The organism is Pseudomonas asplenii (genome assembly GCF_001293465.1).
GTDB lineage: Bacteria > Pseudomonadota > Gammaproteobacteria > Pseudomonadales > Pseudomonadaceae > Aquipseudomonas > Aquipseudomonas fuscovaginae_B.
Map to the genome: position 1 here is coordinate 22,979 of NZ_JSYZ01000011.1, position 13,788 is coordinate 36,766.

General features: G+C 64.1%; 18 protein-coding genes. 4 read left to right on the top strand and 14 right to left on the bottom strand.

All coding sequences use genetic code 11. From position 1 onward, the window contains the following. Window positions 1-207 precede the first annotated feature (207 nt). Window positions 208-519, top strand: a complete 312-nt coding sequence (locus tag PF66_RS15705; RefSeq protein ID WP_054063205.1) for a hypothetical protein — start codon at window positions 208-210, stop codon at window positions 517-519. 135 nt (window positions 520-654) lie between these two features. On the opposite strand, the gene PF66_RS15710 is transcribed toward PF66_RS15705, so the two are convergent. Next, window positions 655-2,286 carry a methyl-accepting chemotaxis protein gene (locus PF66_RS15710; RefSeq protein ID WP_054058739.1) on the bottom strand — a complete coding sequence of 544 codons (1,632 nt, stop codon included), beginning with the start codon at window positions 2,284-2,286 and terminating at the stop codon, window positions 655-657. A gap of 193 nt (window positions 2,287-2,479) precedes the next feature. Next, window positions 2,480-2,614: a hypothetical protein gene (locus PF66_RS33685; RefSeq protein WP_275044505.1), complete on the bottom strand. Its 135-nt coding sequence runs from the start codon at window positions 2,612-2,614 to the stop codon at window positions 2,480-2,482. 395 nt (window positions 2,615-3,009) lie between these two features. On the opposite strand from PF66_RS33685, the gene PF66_RS15715 reads away from it, so the two are divergent. The 3 genes from PF66_RS15715 to PF66_RS15725 all read left to right on the top strand — a co-directional run bounded on the left by PF66_RS15715 (window position 3,010) and on the right by PF66_RS15725 (window position 4,593). Then, window positions 3,010-3,327: a hypothetical protein gene (locus PF66_RS15715; protein WP_054063206.1), complete on the top strand. Its 318-nt coding sequence runs from the start codon at window positions 3,010-3,012 to the stop codon at window positions 3,325-3,327. A 125-nt stretch (window positions 3,328-3,452) separates the two neighbouring features. Continuing rightward, a complete protein-coding gene (locus tag PF66_RS15720) occupies window positions 3,453-3,641 on the top strand; it encodes a DUF1737 domain-containing protein (protein ID WP_054063207.1) in 189 nt (62 codons plus the stop codon). A gap of 181 nt (window positions 3,642-3,822) precedes the next feature. Next, window positions 3,823-4,593, top strand: coding sequence for a PFL_4669 family integrating conjugative element protein (locus PF66_RS15725; protein WP_054063208.1), 771 nt, complete (start codon window positions 3,823-3,825; stop codon window positions 4,591-4,593). A 50-nt stretch (window positions 4,594-4,643) separates the two neighbouring features. Here the strand turns inward: PF66_RS15725 and PF66_RS15730 are convergent, their stop codons facing one another. The 12 genes from PF66_RS15730 to PF66_RS15785 form a co-directional block, all read right to left on the bottom strand. Next, window positions 4,644-5,048 carry a TIGR03757 family integrating conjugative element protein gene (locus PF66_RS15730; RefSeq protein WP_054063209.1) on the bottom strand — a complete coding sequence of 135 codons (405 nt, stop codon included), beginning with the start codon at window positions 5,046-5,048 and terminating at the stop codon, window positions 4,644-4,646. Between the two features lie 90 nt (window positions 5,049-5,138). Beyond that, the gene (locus PF66_RS15735; RefSeq protein ID WP_054063210.1) at window positions 5,139-7,895 is read right to left on the bottom strand and encodes a conjugative transfer ATPase; all 2,757 of its coding nucleotides are present in this window, start codon (window positions 7,893-7,895) and stop codon (window positions 5,139-5,141) included. Next, window positions 7,895-8,305 (bottom strand): TIGR03751 family conjugal transfer lipoprotein, encoded by a 411-nt coding sequence (locus tag PF66_RS15740; protein ID WP_054058735.1) that lies wholly within the window; start codon window positions 8,303-8,305, stop codon window positions 7,895-7,897. Before PF66_RS15740 ends, PF66_RS15735 begins: the two co-directional genes overlap by 1 nt. Further along, window positions 8,286-9,752, bottom strand: coding sequence for a TIGR03752 family integrating conjugative element protein (locus PF66_RS15745; protein WP_054058734.1), 1,467 nt, complete (start codon window positions 9,750-9,752; stop codon window positions 8,286-8,288). Before PF66_RS15745 ends, PF66_RS15740 begins: the two co-directional genes overlap by 20 nt. Then, on the bottom strand, window positions 9,742-10,608 hold the full coding sequence (locus tag PF66_RS15750; RefSeq protein WP_054063211.1) for a TIGR03749 family integrating conjugative element protein: 867 nt from the start codon (window positions 10,606-10,608) through the stop codon (window positions 9,742-9,744). Before PF66_RS15750 ends, PF66_RS15745 begins: the two co-directional genes overlap by 11 nt. Then, window positions 10,608-11,276, bottom strand: a complete 669-nt coding sequence (locus PF66_RS15755) for a PFL_4703 family integrating conjugative element protein (RefSeq protein WP_054063212.1) — start codon at window positions 11,274-11,276, stop codon at window positions 10,608-10,610. The genes PF66_RS15750 and PF66_RS15755 overlap by 1 nt, the downstream gene beginning before the upstream one ends. Further along, window positions 11,273-11,677: a TIGR03750 family conjugal transfer protein gene (locus PF66_RS15760; protein ID WP_054058731.1), complete on the bottom strand. Its 405-nt coding sequence runs from the start codon at window positions 11,675-11,677 to the stop codon at window positions 11,273-11,275. Before PF66_RS15760 ends, PF66_RS15755 begins: the two co-directional genes overlap by 4 nt. Before the next feature lie 13 nt (window positions 11,678-11,690). Further along, complete coding sequence (locus PF66_RS15765; protein ID WP_054063213.1) at window positions 11,691-12,053, bottom strand: TIGR03745 family integrating conjugative element membrane protein; 363 nt, start codon at window positions 12,051-12,053, stop codon at window positions 11,691-11,693. A 37-nt stretch (window positions 12,054-12,090) separates the two neighbouring features. Further along, entirely contained in the window at window positions 12,091-12,330 is a 240-nt protein-coding gene (locus PF66_RS15770; protein ID WP_054058729.1) for a TIGR03758 family integrating conjugative element protein, read from the bottom strand. Next, window positions 12,327-12,656: an RAQPRD family integrative conjugative element protein gene (locus PF66_RS15775; protein WP_081005974.1), complete on the bottom strand. Its 330-nt coding sequence runs from the start codon at window positions 12,654-12,656 to the stop codon at window positions 12,327-12,329. The genes PF66_RS15770 and PF66_RS15775 overlap by 4 nt, the downstream gene beginning before the upstream one ends. Window positions 12,657-12,758: 102 nt before the next feature. Further along, on the bottom strand, window positions 12,759-13,454 hold the full coding sequence (locus PF66_RS15780; protein WP_241494379.1) for a TIGR03747 family integrating conjugative element membrane protein: 696 nt from the start codon (window positions 13,452-13,454) through the stop codon (window positions 12,759-12,761). Window positions 13,455-13,521: 67 nt separating this feature from the next. Then, window positions 13,522-13,782 (bottom strand): hypothetical protein, encoded by a 261-nt coding sequence (locus PF66_RS15785; RefSeq protein WP_054058727.1) that lies wholly within the window; start codon window positions 13,780-13,782, stop codon window positions 13,522-13,524. Between the last annotated feature and the right edge of the window lie 6 nt (window positions 13,783-13,788).

Below are 13,788 nucleotides of genomic sequence, written 5' to 3' on the forward strand. Positions count from 1 at the left end.
TCTGACAGGGATCGCCCGCTGTTTCTGCGGCGAGCTGCTGAGGCCTGCAAACAGGCAGTACGGGGCCATTTGAGTCACGACTGGGTTCGTCGCCTACCGGGGTCGGATCACGACTGACCATAACGACTAGTCAGAAAGAATGATGGAAGTTCGGCCCGCTGCCCGCTATAGCTGAAGGGCAGCAAGGGTCTTACAAGGACGCGCAAGATGATGATTTCTCTGATCACCCGGCTTATCGCAGGTCGCGGCACCGGTGCCGTCACCTATGACATCCTGCAGAGCGCGGCACCGGTTTTTCTTGAAGAAACCGAAGACCGGGATATTTACCGGGTGGTGCTTCGTCGGGGCGAGTTTCGGTACATGAAGGATGCGCCCTGTTTCGGCGGTTTCGATGCCGAGCTTGCCATGGGGTCGACCCTTTGCGGGGAGGTTCTGGGATCCCTCTCTGACCATGCGGCTGTCGGGGGCAATACCCCGGATCTGCTGGTGTTGAGCGTCAAGGCGAGGAGCTGGGGCTGATTGGGCGGAAGGGGGCGGGACGCAACCATCCTCGTCTGTCCCCGACCTTCCTGAAGGCTGCTCGACCTCCCACAGGCCCCGGTCGAGCAGCCGACTGGCAAGGCGCACTTCCCTGTGCTGTTGCCCTGTGTGCCCTCAGAGCACGAACACGTTCACCTGCTTTTCCAGGTTATGCGCCAGTTGCTGCAGGGCACGGGCGGTTTCGCTGGTCTGCTCGACCGCCTGGCTGTTCTGCTGAGACATCTGGGCGATGCGCTCGACGTTGCGTGCCACATCCTGGCTGGCAGCGGTCTGTTCGCGCAAGGCCAGGGAAATCTGGTCCACCACACGCACCACATCGCTCGACGACTGGCGAATGTTGACGATGGCTTCACCCGCCTGTTGAGCCTGTTCGACACCGCCTTTGACCTGGTTCACGCCGATATCCATGCTGCCGACCGCGTCCCGGGTCCCGAGCTGGATTTTTTCCACCATCTCGGTGATTTCCTGGGTCGAGTTGGCGGTGCGTTGTGCCAGCAGCCTGACCTCATCGGCCACCACGGCGAAGCCACGGCCCTGCTCGCCGGCGCGGGCCGCCTCGATGGCCGCATTGAGTGCCAGCAGATTGGTCTGTTCGGCAATGCCCTTGATGACGCTGACAATGCTGGAGATATGCTCGGCATGCTGGTCAAGCTCGGCGATCTGGGTGGCCGAGGCCTGCACGGTCTCGGCAATCAGGCGCATGCTGGCCAGGGTCTCCTGGATGACACTGCCGCCCTCGCTGGACTGGCGTCCCGACTCGCTGGAGAGCCTGTGTGCATCGCCCGCGTTGTCGGCCACATGGTTGATGCTGACCGTCAGTTCCTCCACCGTGGCGGCCATGGAGGAGGCCGACTGTGACTGCTCGTGGGTTGAGGCCGAAAGTTGCAACGAGGCGCTGGAAATACTCTCTGAGGCGCTCACCAGCTGTTCGGCACCCCGTTTGATTTCACCGATCATGGCGCGCAGGCGCTCCTGCATGGTGGCGAAGGCCTGCAGCAGGATACCGACCTCATCACGCCCGTCGCTGGTGATGCGGCTGTCGAGGTGCCCATCGGCAATGGTTCTCGCCACATCCACCGCCTGGCGGATGCGCCCGACCAGGGTGCTGGACAGCGACCAGGCAATGAGCATCGCCAGCACGGCCGCTGCCAAGCCGCCGCCGATGAGAATGGTCAAGGCGGCGGACTTGGCGTCGTACATGGCGTTGGCGCGGGAGTCCTGCAGGGCTTTTTCGGTATCGCGCAACTGAGTGACGAGCTGGCGCATGGCGTCCATCTTGGCCTTGTCGTGGCCGGCCGCGATCTGGTCGCTGATGACGCCGATCGCTTGCCGACCCGCATTGATCTCCTTGCGCAGGGCGATGTTGGCCTGGACGTCATCGTTCATCCATTGTTGGTACAGGGTGCGCAACTGCTCCAGGCGTGCCTGCTGCTGAGGGTTGTCGGCGGTGGCACTCTTGAGCTGGCCGTAATAATCATCGAAGGCTTTTTCGCCCTGTCGCAGGGGCTCCAGAAAGCTGTCCCGGCCGGTCAGCGCGTAGCCACGCATGCCGGTCTCGATATTGATCAGACTGCGCAGCACGGCCCCTGACTGGTTCAGGACTTCGTAGCTGTGGATGTTGCTTTTGACGCTGCTGCTGACCTGATCGAAGCCACGCAGGGCCGAAAGCACCAATATCACGATGATCAGCAGCACCAGGCCGAAACCGGCGTAGAGCTTTTGTGAAATGCTCAGATTGGAAAACATAGGAAGGCTGCTCCCGAACCGTTGACTGAATGCTTCACCAACGCTTGCCATGAGAGGGGCGAAGTGATGGCTTAATGATGACTAATTGGCATCAGCGGTCGGACTTTTCTTGTACAGAAAAAGTTCAATGTACAAGTTATTTTTTGCGAGATGAGGGATGGACCGCCTGCACGTTCGCCTGTTTTTCAGTGGCCTACTCTACCGTGCAGATCCAGCGGTGATTGTGCCGGTAGGGCGCTCGCGTAAACGCCACATCGGATACCAGGTTCATGCCGCGCTGCTGCAGGGCCTTGGTCAGTTGTACGAGTGTCTCTGCTTCGATAGTCATTGCTGTTACCTCGTCAGATTGACTGCGCTCATGATTCCTGACCAGTAGATCAGGTCGCTGATTCATTTTTTCTGCGGGGGCGATGGGTCACATTGTGGTCCTGGGCGGGCAGTGCGCCCCTGAATACTCGGCCGATCCAGGAGTTCCTGGCGCGATTGTTCAGGCTGCTCAACGGACGTATGATCGAGGCGGAGTCGCTGAGACTCGCACCTTTACAAGGACACGAGCATGGAAAAGTACTTCGATAATTCAGGCCTGTTCAAGGCTGCTTCGTATCACTGCAACCAGTCCCTGGATGGCGATATCGCCCGCTGGGAACTGAAAAACATTGCGTTGAATACGAAGGAGTTTTTGATATGTCCAAAGAATTACTCGGAGTTTCTGCTTTAGGCCTGATGGTGGTGGGTGAGTTTTGTGCAATCTACAGCGAGGTGGTAACGGCCAGGCTTGCCCAAACCGGAAATGTCTCATGGGAGGCATTCAGCGTTCCGGTGCTGATCATGTGTCTTGCAGGGCTGTGCCTGCTGGGCGCCTATTGGCTAGGTTATGCGGCGGTCGGTGACATCTGGGTCGTCACGGTGGTCTCGGTTACGTCCCTGTTGATCCTTGAACCCCTGGTGGTCTGGTCCCTGTTCGGTGAAGTGCCAGGGCGGGGTGCCCTGATCGGCTTTTGCCTGGGTGCCCTGGGCATGTTCTCCACCGTGATGCTGTAATTGCGGATGACGGCCCGGCAGTCTGCTGCCGGGCCGGGTTTCCATACTGGTTCGTCGTGATAATCTGCTGCTTCAATGCCTCGGTTTGAGGTGAGGCTTCCTTATCGATTCAAGCAGGTGCTCCCATGCAGACCCTCCCTCCAGAAGGCCTTCCACGCTATCGTTTGCTGACCGGCAAGGATGACGCCAAATTTTGCCATCGCGTGTCGGAGGCATTGGCATTGGGTTACCAGCTTCACGGTTCGCCCGCGGCCACCTTCAACGGTGAGCATGTGATCGTTGCGCAGGCGCTGATCTGGAACCCGGACAAGTAACGGCGCCACCGCTGGGGGAGCCGGCTTGCTGGCGATGGCGGTCGATCGGGCGGCGCAGGGCTTGCAGGAAAGTCGCACCGCCGACGGCTGAAAACCGCACGCTTGCGGTTCTGTTTTCCGGCTGCTGGCGGTTTTGTTCCTGATGACACTGGGGTCCCGATACCCCAGCCAGGAGCAAGCAATGTTCTATCCCATCGAAAGCAGACTCGGCCCGTTGCGCAGTGCCATGGAGCTGACCTTGCACACCTTTCATGCCGTGCAGATCTGGCAAGGCAGGGCCGCCAGCGAGGAGAAGACCGCGATCATCGGTTTTGGCGGCTTTCTCGGCGCGATCCGGAACGTGACGCGTGGCGCCGAGCAGGGCGATCCGTATGCCGACCTCTGGATGTTGCGCATCCAGGAGAAACTGCAACGCTGCAAGGCCGAGCTGGCACTGATCCAGGACAACCTGGAACTGCTCATGAGGGCCTTTCCGGACGCGATCAGCGCGGAGGAAAACTTCAGTATCCGGCCCGTCAGGTTGCCGATCGTCATCACCACCCAGTTCGGTTATCTGGCGATGTATCTGCTGATCACCTACGACAATATCGTGCGCCGCCTGCTGCACGCCTACCACGTTGCGCTGATCGATCGACGGGAGATGGAGAGCCGGATCCATGCCGGTGGTCGCCTGTTGCGCGGCCTGTTCGGGTTTCCCCGCAGGTACCGCCATTCCGGGGCGACCCGGGTCGATTTCGCGTATGACAACGACCAGGCCCGGCAGGCCAGGAAGCTGTTCGGCGAGTTGCCCATGGATGTGCTGGATGGCACACGGCGGGCGGATTTTGCTCCGCCTCTCGTCCGTGACCGGGTCATTGAGGAAGCTGGCGATGTGGTCGAACAGCTCCCGTGGCTCGCGCCTGCGCCCAAGGCCAACGGCTATCAGGCGCCCGGGCTGACGACCGGCGATTGAGTCCCGCGATGTCCCTCAGCTACCCAGCCCATCTCGGCTGGGTAGTCTTTTTATCGGGCAGCGCTCCTGAATCGCCCGATCCTGTCCAGGGCACGCTCCAGGTTCGGATCGCCATACACGACATACTGACGGTCGACGACGACGGCCGGAATCCTGCTGATCCCGAGGCTCCAGGCATCGACGATGTCCTGGTGGGCGCGGCTGATGTTGGCGGAGACCTCGGCGCTCATGATTTCCCCGAAGGCCGCCAGGGCTTGTGCCGGGTCGGGAGGAAGATTTTCGAAAAGCGCCACCTCCAGCTGATCGAGGCGATCAAGATGAATCAGGCGCGTATCCGCCGACACATCAACCGGGTGCGCCGAGTCGGTGATGACCCAGGTCTCGGCCAGGCAAGGGGAGAGGCAGGCGAACAGCACGGCAGGGCTGCACAGTCGCAGCAGAGGATGAATATTCATGACAAGGATCCAGGTGACAGAAACCTCAATCCTCGGCAAAACGCCCGTCGCTGACAGCCGGAAAACTGCTCTGCGCCGGGCGGCTTTTGCTCACGGCCGCTCTCCCTGTTCGCCGCCGTGGTCGGTACAGGCCGCGCCGCTGGCGATACCGCGCGCCCGGTCCATCCGCTGCGCCACGACCATGGCCGCTTCCAGCTCGCTGATGCCTTGGGCATTCATCAGTTCGTGACGCTCGGCCTTTTCCTCCGGTTCCGTCATCGCCATGGTCAGGTAGAGGCTCGGTGGCACCGCACGAAACAGCACCTCCATCGACTTGGAGAGGATCACCCCTTCGGTGAACTTCCCGGACTCCTTGCGCGCCGACAGCATCAGGGTTTTCTGCGCATCGGTGAGCGCGCGGAAGCGGGCGATCTTGTTGACCTCGTCCGGCGGCATATTCAGGCAGATCCACCACTCGATCATGTTCAGCATCGGCTCGGCGGCCTTGGGCAGGTCGTCGACGTTCTGGGTGGCGAGCCAGAACCAGGCACCCAGCTTGCGCCACATCTTGGTGATCTTTACCACGTAGGGCGACAGCAGCGGATTCTTGGTGATGATGTGCCCCTCGTCGGTGACGTTGATGATCGGCCGGCCGAGCATCTGGTCGCGTTCGGCGATGTTGTTCACCGTGTTGATCAGCGAGATGTAGGCGATCGACAACTGCGCGTTGTAGCCTTCGCGGGCGTAGGTCGCGAGGTCCACCAGGGTGATGTCGGCTTCCGGCCAGGGCGAGCCGTCGCGGTTGAACAGATCGCCGTCGGCGCCCTGGCAGAACATGTCCATGGCATCGGCCATCTCCTGCAGGCGCAGGCGACGTGGCTCCGGCAGGTCGCTGTCCTGGCCCATGTGCCGCAGGGCATCGCGGACGTCCTGGGTCAGCACGGTCTTGCCCCGGGCGGTGCAGACCTGGGCAGCGTTGAGAATGCTCTGGCGAATCAGGCTGCGGTCGGCGCGAGTCAGGCGCTGTTCTTCCTTTTCCTCGCCGCCGGTGATCATCAGGCGCGCGGTGATCTCGAGTTCGCCCAGCACGTCGCGTTCGTCGTCGTTGTCCTCGGCGTCTTCGAGCTCGTCAGCCTCGGCCAGTAGCGCCTGGCTCGCCGTGTTCACCAGACGGTGGGCGTCGGCGAAGGGCGCCAGGCTGACACCGGAGCCGGGAGCGAGCTTGACCCGATGCACCTTCAGCCCCAGGCGCCGGGCGAAGTCGGCGAACAGCCCGAAGCTGTTGCCGGCCTCGGCGATGAACAACCGTGGCCGGTAGATGGCGACGACCTGGTTGAGCAGGTTGTTGAGGGTGGCCGACTTGCCGGCACCGGTCGGGCCGAACAGGAACAGGTGGGCGTTCATCTGCCGGTCGAGCCGGTTGAGCGGATCGAAGGTCAAGGGCCCGCCGCCGCGGTTGAAGAAGGTGAACCCCGGGTGCCCGGTACCTTCGCTGCGTCCCCAGACCGGCGCCAGGTTGGCGACGTGCTGCACGAACATCAGTTGGGTGTACCACTCGCTGTGACGCATGCCGGGGTTGAACACGCAGGGCAGCCAGCGCAGGTAACTGTTGAGCGGGGCGACTTCGTGTTCGTCGCGCACCGGTTGCAGCCCGGCGTTGAGCATCACGTTGTTCAATTGCAGGGTACGTCGGTCGAGCTCCTCGACATGCTGGCCGCGCAGGTAGAAGGCCACGGCGCCGCGATAGAGCTTGTGGGCGCTGCCCAGGTGCGAGCGGGCCAGTTGCACATCGTCCCGGGTCTGTTCGGAGGCGAGGGTGTCGCCCACGGATTTTTTGGCCAGGTGATTGAGGTGGTTTTCCAGGGTGTCCTGCGGGGTGATCACCAGGGTGATGCAGAGTACGGTGTCCTCGGGCATCTGGTCGAAGAGGGCATTGATGGCATCGCCGCCCTTGGGGGTTTCCCCGGTCAGGTGGCCGGTCATCGGCGGCATGCGCAGGCGGTCGAGCACGATCACGCGATGAGGCATCCGATCGAAATACCACAGGCCGTGTTCCACGTCCGAGCGGGGCTGTTCGAAGAACAGACGCTGGGCGAAGTCGCTGCCGCTGGCCAGCGCCAGTTCGTCCTCGGCGGCGTCCGGCGGATAGTCGGCCTGTTGGTAGAAGCGCTGGCGGTCTTGCGGTGAGTCGCCCAGCAGATTCGGCTGTGGATTGAACCAGTGCAGCAGCCAGCGGTGGATCTGCGCGCCATCGAGGCGACGGGCCTTCACGCCGGCATTGCCCAGGCCGCCGACCAGGCGTTCGCAGAGGCTGTTGAGGGCCTGCTCGCTGCCTTGGCCGCGTTGCAGCGGCGTGCCCTTGCTGCGCCGGTACACCACCAGGCGGATCTTGCGGCATTGACCGCGCCACGGGAGTTGGGTGACCGTCGTGTCTTCGAACAGACCTCCGGACTGAGACAGCGCCTCCAGGTGCTGGCCGAACATCCGCAGGTAGCACTCGCTGAATGCCGAACCGCGGGCACGCGGCTGGATGTAGGCGTCGAGCGTGCGCAGATAACCGCTCCAGTCGGTTTCGTCCTGGGCATAGAGCTGCAGCACCCAGGGCTGTTCCTCCAGTTCGTCGAAACTGTCCTGCAGGGCGTTTTCCAGGGCGTCGCGCACGGTGCGCAGCCAACTGGCCTCGCGGCCCTCGGTGCCGATGGAGGTCAGTTCGAAGAACGCCGCGACCGACTCGCCGTCCTCCAACAGCAGGCACTGCGATTCGGGCAGGTATTCCACCCACGGCAGCAGCTCGACGAAGCTGGGTGTCACGTCATAGAGGGCCTGCTCGTCGGCCTGGGTGGCGGGGCCTTTCTGCCTGGCTGGCATCAGTAGTCCTCCGTACGTTCGCCGGGCAAGGCGTACTGCACCCGTTGGTAGAGCGGAAATACCGTGCTGTAGCCCGGCACCGGTACCGGATCGGAGCCGGCCAGGTGCGGGAACACGTACAGGACCAGGTCCGGGTTGGGCAGGCGCCGGAACTGGCTGTGGATTTCGTTCCGGGCGGTTCGGCTATAGGCCTGCTGGTCGCCGGTGCGTTCTTCGAGTGGGCGGCGCAGGGTCTGACGGATCTCCACAAGGTGATGGTCCAGGGGGGCCTGACCGGATTGGCTGTCCCAGATATCGGCCATGGTCTGCGGGCCGTGGGGCAGCAACTGTTCCTTGTCCGTCGTGCAGCCACAGATGAACAGGGCGCCCAGCAGCAGGCCGGGCAGGGGCTTAATCGAGGGTATTGGCATGGCCTGTTCCTGCGAGTTGCCGCACCTGGCGGCCGAGGGTTTCGTAGTCGATCTCCAGTTGCCGGTCCAGATGCACGGCGACCTGGGCACCCGGCTGTACGTAGACCGCGGCAAAGGCCTGGCCATACAGCTTGTTGACCCAGTCGCCGACGTCTTTCACCCCGCCGGAGAGAATGCTGTTGAGCGCCGAAGGACCGGCTCCCACGGTGGCACCGCCGGGGGTGATCACGGTGCCGGTATCGGCCCTGTCGGCTTCGAGCAGTGCCGCCACACCGGCACCGGCCGCGGTGATCAGGCTTCTGCTGCCCAGGTACTGCTGGGCGTTGGAGCGCCGTTCGCCGGCGATGCAGGGCACCCCATAGGGGTCGCTGAGCCAGCCGATGCCACCCTGGATCCTGCCGGACGAGGGGTTGGCGGACGGGCTGCTGCCCTGTCGGCCGGTCAGCTTCTGCGGCGTTGGCAGGGTGCGGATGCGGCCGTCGTTGAAGACGAAGGTCAGGCTGACGATCTGCCCGCGTACGCAGGACAGGGTCCAGTCTCCAGCGGCGGTACCGCTGAGCACCGCTCCGGCGACGTCCGGCAGGTCGATGCCATTGGCGGTGAGGTTGTCCGCGCCGATCAGCACCTTGAACGGGTAGGGGTCATTGACCACGCCATCCACCGGAACCCGGCCAACCAGCGCGGTCATGGCGATGGAGCCGGTCAGGGTGCTGTTTTCGGGGAGGGTATAGACGCGGTTGACCGGTGCCGGGTCCTGGCCGCTGGCGATGTTGCGACCGGTCACGCCGGTGTTCTCCTTGTGCTGGCTTTGTCCCGGGTCGATGGCTTCGCGCAACCGGTCGGGGAACTGCAGGCCCGCTGCCGGTTTGCCGGAGCCGGCAGGCACCGGCTTGCCCCGGGCATCGATGGCGGTGGCGTCCTGGGGTTCGGTCCAGACCAGATCGTCCTGGGCGAAGCGCGTTTCGTCGCCAGGTTCCAGGCCCAGGCCAATCGGCAGGTCGGAGTCCTGCCGGCCGATGAAGCGCGTCGACAGCCTGTCCTGCAGATCCTCCAGCAGGCTCTGTTTCTGTTGGGGGCTCAGGTCCTGCCCGAGGCCTTGCGGTGTGCGTTCGAGCTCGGTGTTGAGAATCTTCTGGATACGCTGATCGAGATCGCCGTCGCGCTGGCGCAGCCGGGCATTTTCCTCCTGTTGGCTCTTGTTTTCCGATAGCAGGGCCTTGAGCTCCTCGCGCATGGCCTTGGTCTGGGCAACCAGGGTCGCGACCGTGTCGTGCGGGGTATCGCCATCGATGCCCAACTGTTTCATCTCCTCTGGAGTCAGGCGGTGTCCGCTCGGGTCGGAGCGGTCCCGTGTGGCGTCCTTGTCGGAACAGGCCCGGAGCAGGCCAAACAGCACCAGCAACACCAGGGGCAGGAGCAGCCATTTGAGCAGGGCATTACTTTTCATCGGCATTCCCGTGCTTGGCGTGGCGGCGAGGGCGCGCATCGATCGGACTGAGGCTGGGCAGCAGCGATTGGGCAAGGTCCCGTCCCCGTGTCACCAGGTAGACCACCGTCGTGTCGCTCGGCTGCCGCGCGGGGCCGAGGTAGGGGTGCTGGAAGGCGGCGCTGATGAAGTCGCCCTGCAGCTCGCGCGGATCAAGGGGCAGGGCGGTGCTGGCGAGGTTCTGCAAGCGGACGGCACTGACAATGTGCTCGTCCAGTTGCCAGGTGCCCAGCAGGCTCGCCGAGAGGGGCTGGCCGGGCAGCAGGCTCGACAGGTCCGGCGCACGCCGCAGTTTCATGGCGACCACTCCCGGCAAGGGTTCCACCGTACGTAGCGGGACATAGAGGTTCTGCGCGGCATAACGGGTGAGTGTGACCGGTATCGGTGTCTCCCGTGGGGCAACGGTTTTGCCCGTCTGCGCATCGGCGTCCTTCACCGCAGGTGCGGCGTAACGCGTGGGCACTGCGGGCGCCTTGACGATCCGGATGGGCTCCAGGGCAGCCGCGCCCTGGGGGGCGCTGGCGGCGATATCGATCAGGATCAGTTCACCGCTCTGCACATCCTGCAGTTGCAGCCGGGTCGGCTCGATCGGCACGTTGGCGCGCAGGTACAGAGTGCCGCCGGTGCTCTGGATCCGCAGCTTGTCGCCCAGCGAGCGGGGCACGCCGACCCGCACGTTCCGGTCGATGAACAGCACCCGTTCCTGGCCGACCTGCAGCGGTACGGCCAGGGGCAGTCGCTCCCAGGTCATCAGTTCGACGCCGTGGGCCTTGCCGATGCCCAGCCAAAGGGCAGCTAAAAGCAGTGAGCGGCGCATCAGTCGTCTCCTTCCCGAGGGTCGGTGCTGACGCCCGACGGCCAGGTGCTGATGCGCTGCGGGACGCCGTCGTAGCAGTCCAGGGCCAGGCCGAACGGATTCTTCTGCGGGTCGATATCCCGACGTACCACCTTGAGCGGGTAGCGCACGAAGCTCTGCTTCACTCGCTCGGAACCGTAGAACTCCTCGGTGGCGAGATCGAGATTGAGTACCCACCGGTCCCGCCCCAGCACCTTGACCCGCTGCTCCGGGGCCTGGCCGTAGCTGCGCTCGGGAATCTCGAAGACGCCACGGGTGCGGCTGCGCAATTCACCGGCGACCTGGCGCTGCTGGAAATCCTGCTCCAGCAGCGACTTGCACGCGGGGGTCAGGTAGGCGGAGAGCTTGTGGATGGCGCGCAGGTAGTCCTTCTCGCCGTCCGCGGGCCAGCGGTTGAGTTGCTGGAAGATATACAGCCCGAAGGTATAGACCGATTCCGGCGGTACCTCCCACCATTTGCGCGTGCTGCCCGAGCGCAGGTCCGGCGGGATGTTGATGGTCAGGTTCCGGGGTGCCTCCCGCCAGCCCAGGCCCAGCAACAGCGCCACCCCGAACAGCAGGCCGCAACTGGCGCGCAGGGAAGTGACGTGGGCCTGCAACCGACTCACTTCGTTCTTGAAATGGCTCATGGGCGAGGGCTCCGGCGCGTGCTCCACAGGCCCGAGCGGTTCACCAGGTCGTGGCCGCCGACCCAGGCGGCCGGTACCGCTGAGCGGGTTGCCAGGTACCACTGCAGGTAACGGTACAGCCAGGTCTGCGGCTTGCCGCGTTTATGGCGCCGCAACAGTCGGCCGCCGACGAACAGCCCCAGGCCCATGCACAGCACGATGCCCGAAGGCATCAACGCGATGCTCTGCAGCAGTATCGCCGCGACGGTACCGAGACCGGCGCCGACCAGGGCGGCGGCGATCAGGGTGATCCACATCTCGTCGGCGGTGAGCCCGAGCACGATGACGGGTTGGTGGTTGAGGCGCGAGGGCAGAAAACGAATGGTTCCGTCGGGCAGGCAATGATCCGGGTCGTGTGTCATCGCAGTCATCTCCTCACAGCACCTCGGTGCCCTTGGTCAGCAGCCAGATCACCACCACCAGCAACAGGGCGCCGACGCCGCAGGTGAGGCCGAACTGGCCCCAGGTCTTCCTGCCGTTCTGCACCTCGGAGTAACTGCTGTAGGCGTGGTAGGCCACGCCACAGAATGCGGCGGCGGCAATCGCCAGGGCGATCAGTGCGACGATGTCGTAGCCGTGGTTCTGCAGGGTCTGGATGATGCCGTTGCCCTCGCCGCGGCTGGGTGGTTGCAGCTCGGGCAGGGCGGCGAGGCCCGTGCCGGGTGTCAGGGCCTTGCCGGCGGCCAGGCAGAGGGTGAAGGGACGGAACAGTTTCCTGAAGAGCGAGAGGATGGGCATCGGGGGCCTCCATGGCGTTGTCGAAAATTGCGTAAAGTCACCGCAACAGCAGCAGGGTGAGCAGGATGTAGATCAGCAGCACCTTGATCGTCAGTCCGGCGAACCGGCCCTGGGACAACTGGCCGCTCGCCCAGCCCCGGTAGGCGCAGGCGATCGCCCAGGCGGCGAAGATCAGGGCGACGGTCAGGGCCAGGCCGGTCAGCAGGCCGGCGCTCTCTTGCGGGGTGAAACCGCTCATGGCCTGGAAGGCACTGAGCTGCGAGGGGGTCATGCTCATGGCGTCTCCCCGGCGGCACGGGTGTAGTGCCCGCTCGGCTCCGGCACGGCACGGGGCTGCGCCCGCGCTGGCGAGAGGTAGTGTTCGATGCCTTGGCGAATCAGCTCCAGGTCGGCGGAAAGCTGCGAATAGTCGAAGTTGAACCGGGCGTGCTCGTCAGTGGGCAGGGCGGCGTCGGTGTACACCTGCCGGTTCATGGTATCGAGCAGGCGCAACAGCCCGGCCAGACGGGTGCGCTCATGAGCCGTCGGCTCGGCCTGGGCCAGGCCGGTGGCCAGGCCGAGCAGCGCCAGGAGGTAGTGCGGGTATTTCAAAGCATGGGGCATACAGGCGTTCCGCTCGAAGAAAGTTCGCTGAGCGTGCCGCAGACGCTGGAGGGGAACAGCCGGAAAACAGGATCGGATGGCGTGGGTTTACGGCTCTGGCGCTTACAGATATTTCTTGAAGCTGCCGACCGAGATGCTCACCGCCAGACCCAGGGCTAGTGCCCCCGGCAGTGTCACCAGCAGCGGATTGACGCTGAACGGCAGCGCGGGGTAAATGATCCATGGCGCGACCCAGAGCGGCGCGATCAGCCGCTTGGCGCGGTGGTAGATGAACCCCGATTCCCTGCCGGCGCCAAAGCGCCGCAGGTCCCTGCGCACCAGGCCATCCACCACGGCGCCGAGGAGCACCATCAGCACCAGAGGCAGCGTCAGGGTCAGGATAAGTAGGCGCAGCAGAAAGGTCAGCACGGCATACACCGCCGCCAGGCCATAAGACTCGATGTGGGCATGGACCCGCCCCACATGGCTGCGTAGCCCCGAGCCGGGCTTGTCGTTCGAGCGGGCCGCTTCGCCCGACCGGCTGATCCAGTCGATCAGCCCGGTTCTCTCGAAGCACCATTCGTACACCTGCGTGATGATCCACCGGGCCGTCTGTTCGGGCTGCTCGAGCAGCAGGCTGGCGGGGTGTGCAGCGCAGATCCACGCCAACTCGCGGTCGAGCATGTCCCGCGAGCGCTGCCAGCCTTCTTCCGGCCAGAACAGCAACAGGCCGAACCACTCGCTCAGCACGCTGAAGAACAGCGCCACCAGCAGGATGCCGAACAGGCTGAAGGGCAGTTCCAGGATTTTGCCGAGCAATCCCTTTTCACGTGTTGATTGCGGGTGTCTGGCGGTGGGTGTGGTGCTTGGCACGGGCTCGCTTCCTTCAATGAATCGCGACTTCACGCAGCTCGAAGCAGAGCAGCAGTGTCCCGGCCAGCGGGTCGCGAACTTCGATCCCCCGGGGGCCGACCCACCTTGGGCTCAGGCCGTTGTCCTCCAGCAGGGGGTAGAGGGCCTGGCCATCGAGCATTCCCAGCTGGGCGAGGCCGAGCAGATCGCTCAGTTCAGCGCAGATGGCCGGCACCGAGGCATGGGGCGCCCATACTGCGACGAAGCGCAATTCCACCCGGGTCGGCCACTTCATCGGGGC

Bases quoted from the DNA above. Each gene is read 5' to 3' on its own strand.
- PF66_RS15705 (WP_054063205.1), top strand. From the start codon at position 208: ATGATGATTTCTCTGATCACCCGGCTTATCGCAGGTCGCGGCACCGGT.
- PF66_RS15710 (WP_054058739.1), bottom strand. From the start codon at position 2,286: ATGTTTTCCAATCTGAGCATTTCACAAAAGCTCTACGCCGGTTTCGGC.
- PF66_RS33685 (WP_275044505.1), bottom strand. From the start codon at position 2,614: ATGACTATCGAAGCAGAGACACTCGTACAACTGACCAAGGCCCTGCAG.
- PF66_RS15715 (WP_054063206.1), top strand. From the start codon at position 3,010: ATGGTGGTGGGTGAGTTTTGTGCAATCTACAGCGAGGTGGTAACGGCC.
- PF66_RS15720 (WP_054063207.1), top strand. From the start codon at position 3,453: ATGCAGACCCTCCCTCCAGAAGGCCTTCCACGCTATCGTTTGCTGACC.
- PF66_RS15725 (WP_054063208.1), top strand. From the start codon at position 3,823: ATGTTCTATCCCATCGAAAGCAGACTCGGCCCGTTGCGCAGTGCCATG.
- PF66_RS15730 (WP_054063209.1), bottom strand. From the start codon at position 5,048: ATGAATATTCATCCTCTGCTGCGACTGTGCAGCCCTGCCGTGCTGTTC.
- PF66_RS15735 (WP_054063210.1), bottom strand. From the start codon at position 7,895: ATGCCAGCCAGGCAGAAAGGCCCCGCCACCCAGGCCGACGAGCAGGCC.
- PF66_RS15740 (WP_054058735.1), bottom strand. From the start codon at position 8,305: ATGCCAATACCCTCGATTAAGCCCCTGCCCGGCCTGCTGCTGGGCGCC.
- PF66_RS15745 (WP_054058734.1), bottom strand. From the start codon at position 9,752: ATGAAAAGTAATGCCCTGCTCAAATGGCTGCTCCTGCCCCTGGTGTTG.
- PF66_RS15750 (WP_054063211.1), bottom strand. From the start codon at position 10,608: ATGCGCCGCTCACTGCTTTTAGCTGCCCTTTGGCTGGGCATCGGCAAG.
- PF66_RS15755 (WP_054063212.1), bottom strand. From the start codon at position 11,276: ATGAGCCATTTCAAGAACGAAGTGAGTCGGTTGCAGGCCCACGTCACT.
- PF66_RS15760 (WP_054058731.1), bottom strand. From the start codon at position 11,677: ATGACACACGACCCGGATCATTGCCTGCCCGACGGAACCATTCGTTTT.
- PF66_RS15765 (WP_054063213.1), bottom strand. From the start codon at position 12,053: ATGCCCATCCTCTCGCTCTTCAGGAAACTGTTCCGTCCCTTCACCCTC.
- PF66_RS15770 (WP_054058729.1), bottom strand. From the start codon at position 12,330: ATGAGCATGACCCCCTCGCAGCTCAGTGCCTTCCAGGCCATGAGCGGT.
- PF66_RS15775 (WP_081005974.1), bottom strand. From the start codon at position 12,656: ATGCCCCATGCTTTGAAATACCCGCACTACCTCCTGGCGCTGCTCGGC.
- PF66_RS15785 (WP_054058727.1), bottom strand. From the start codon at position 13,782: ATGAAGTGGCCGACCCGGGTGGAATTGCGCTTCGTCGCAGTATGGGCG.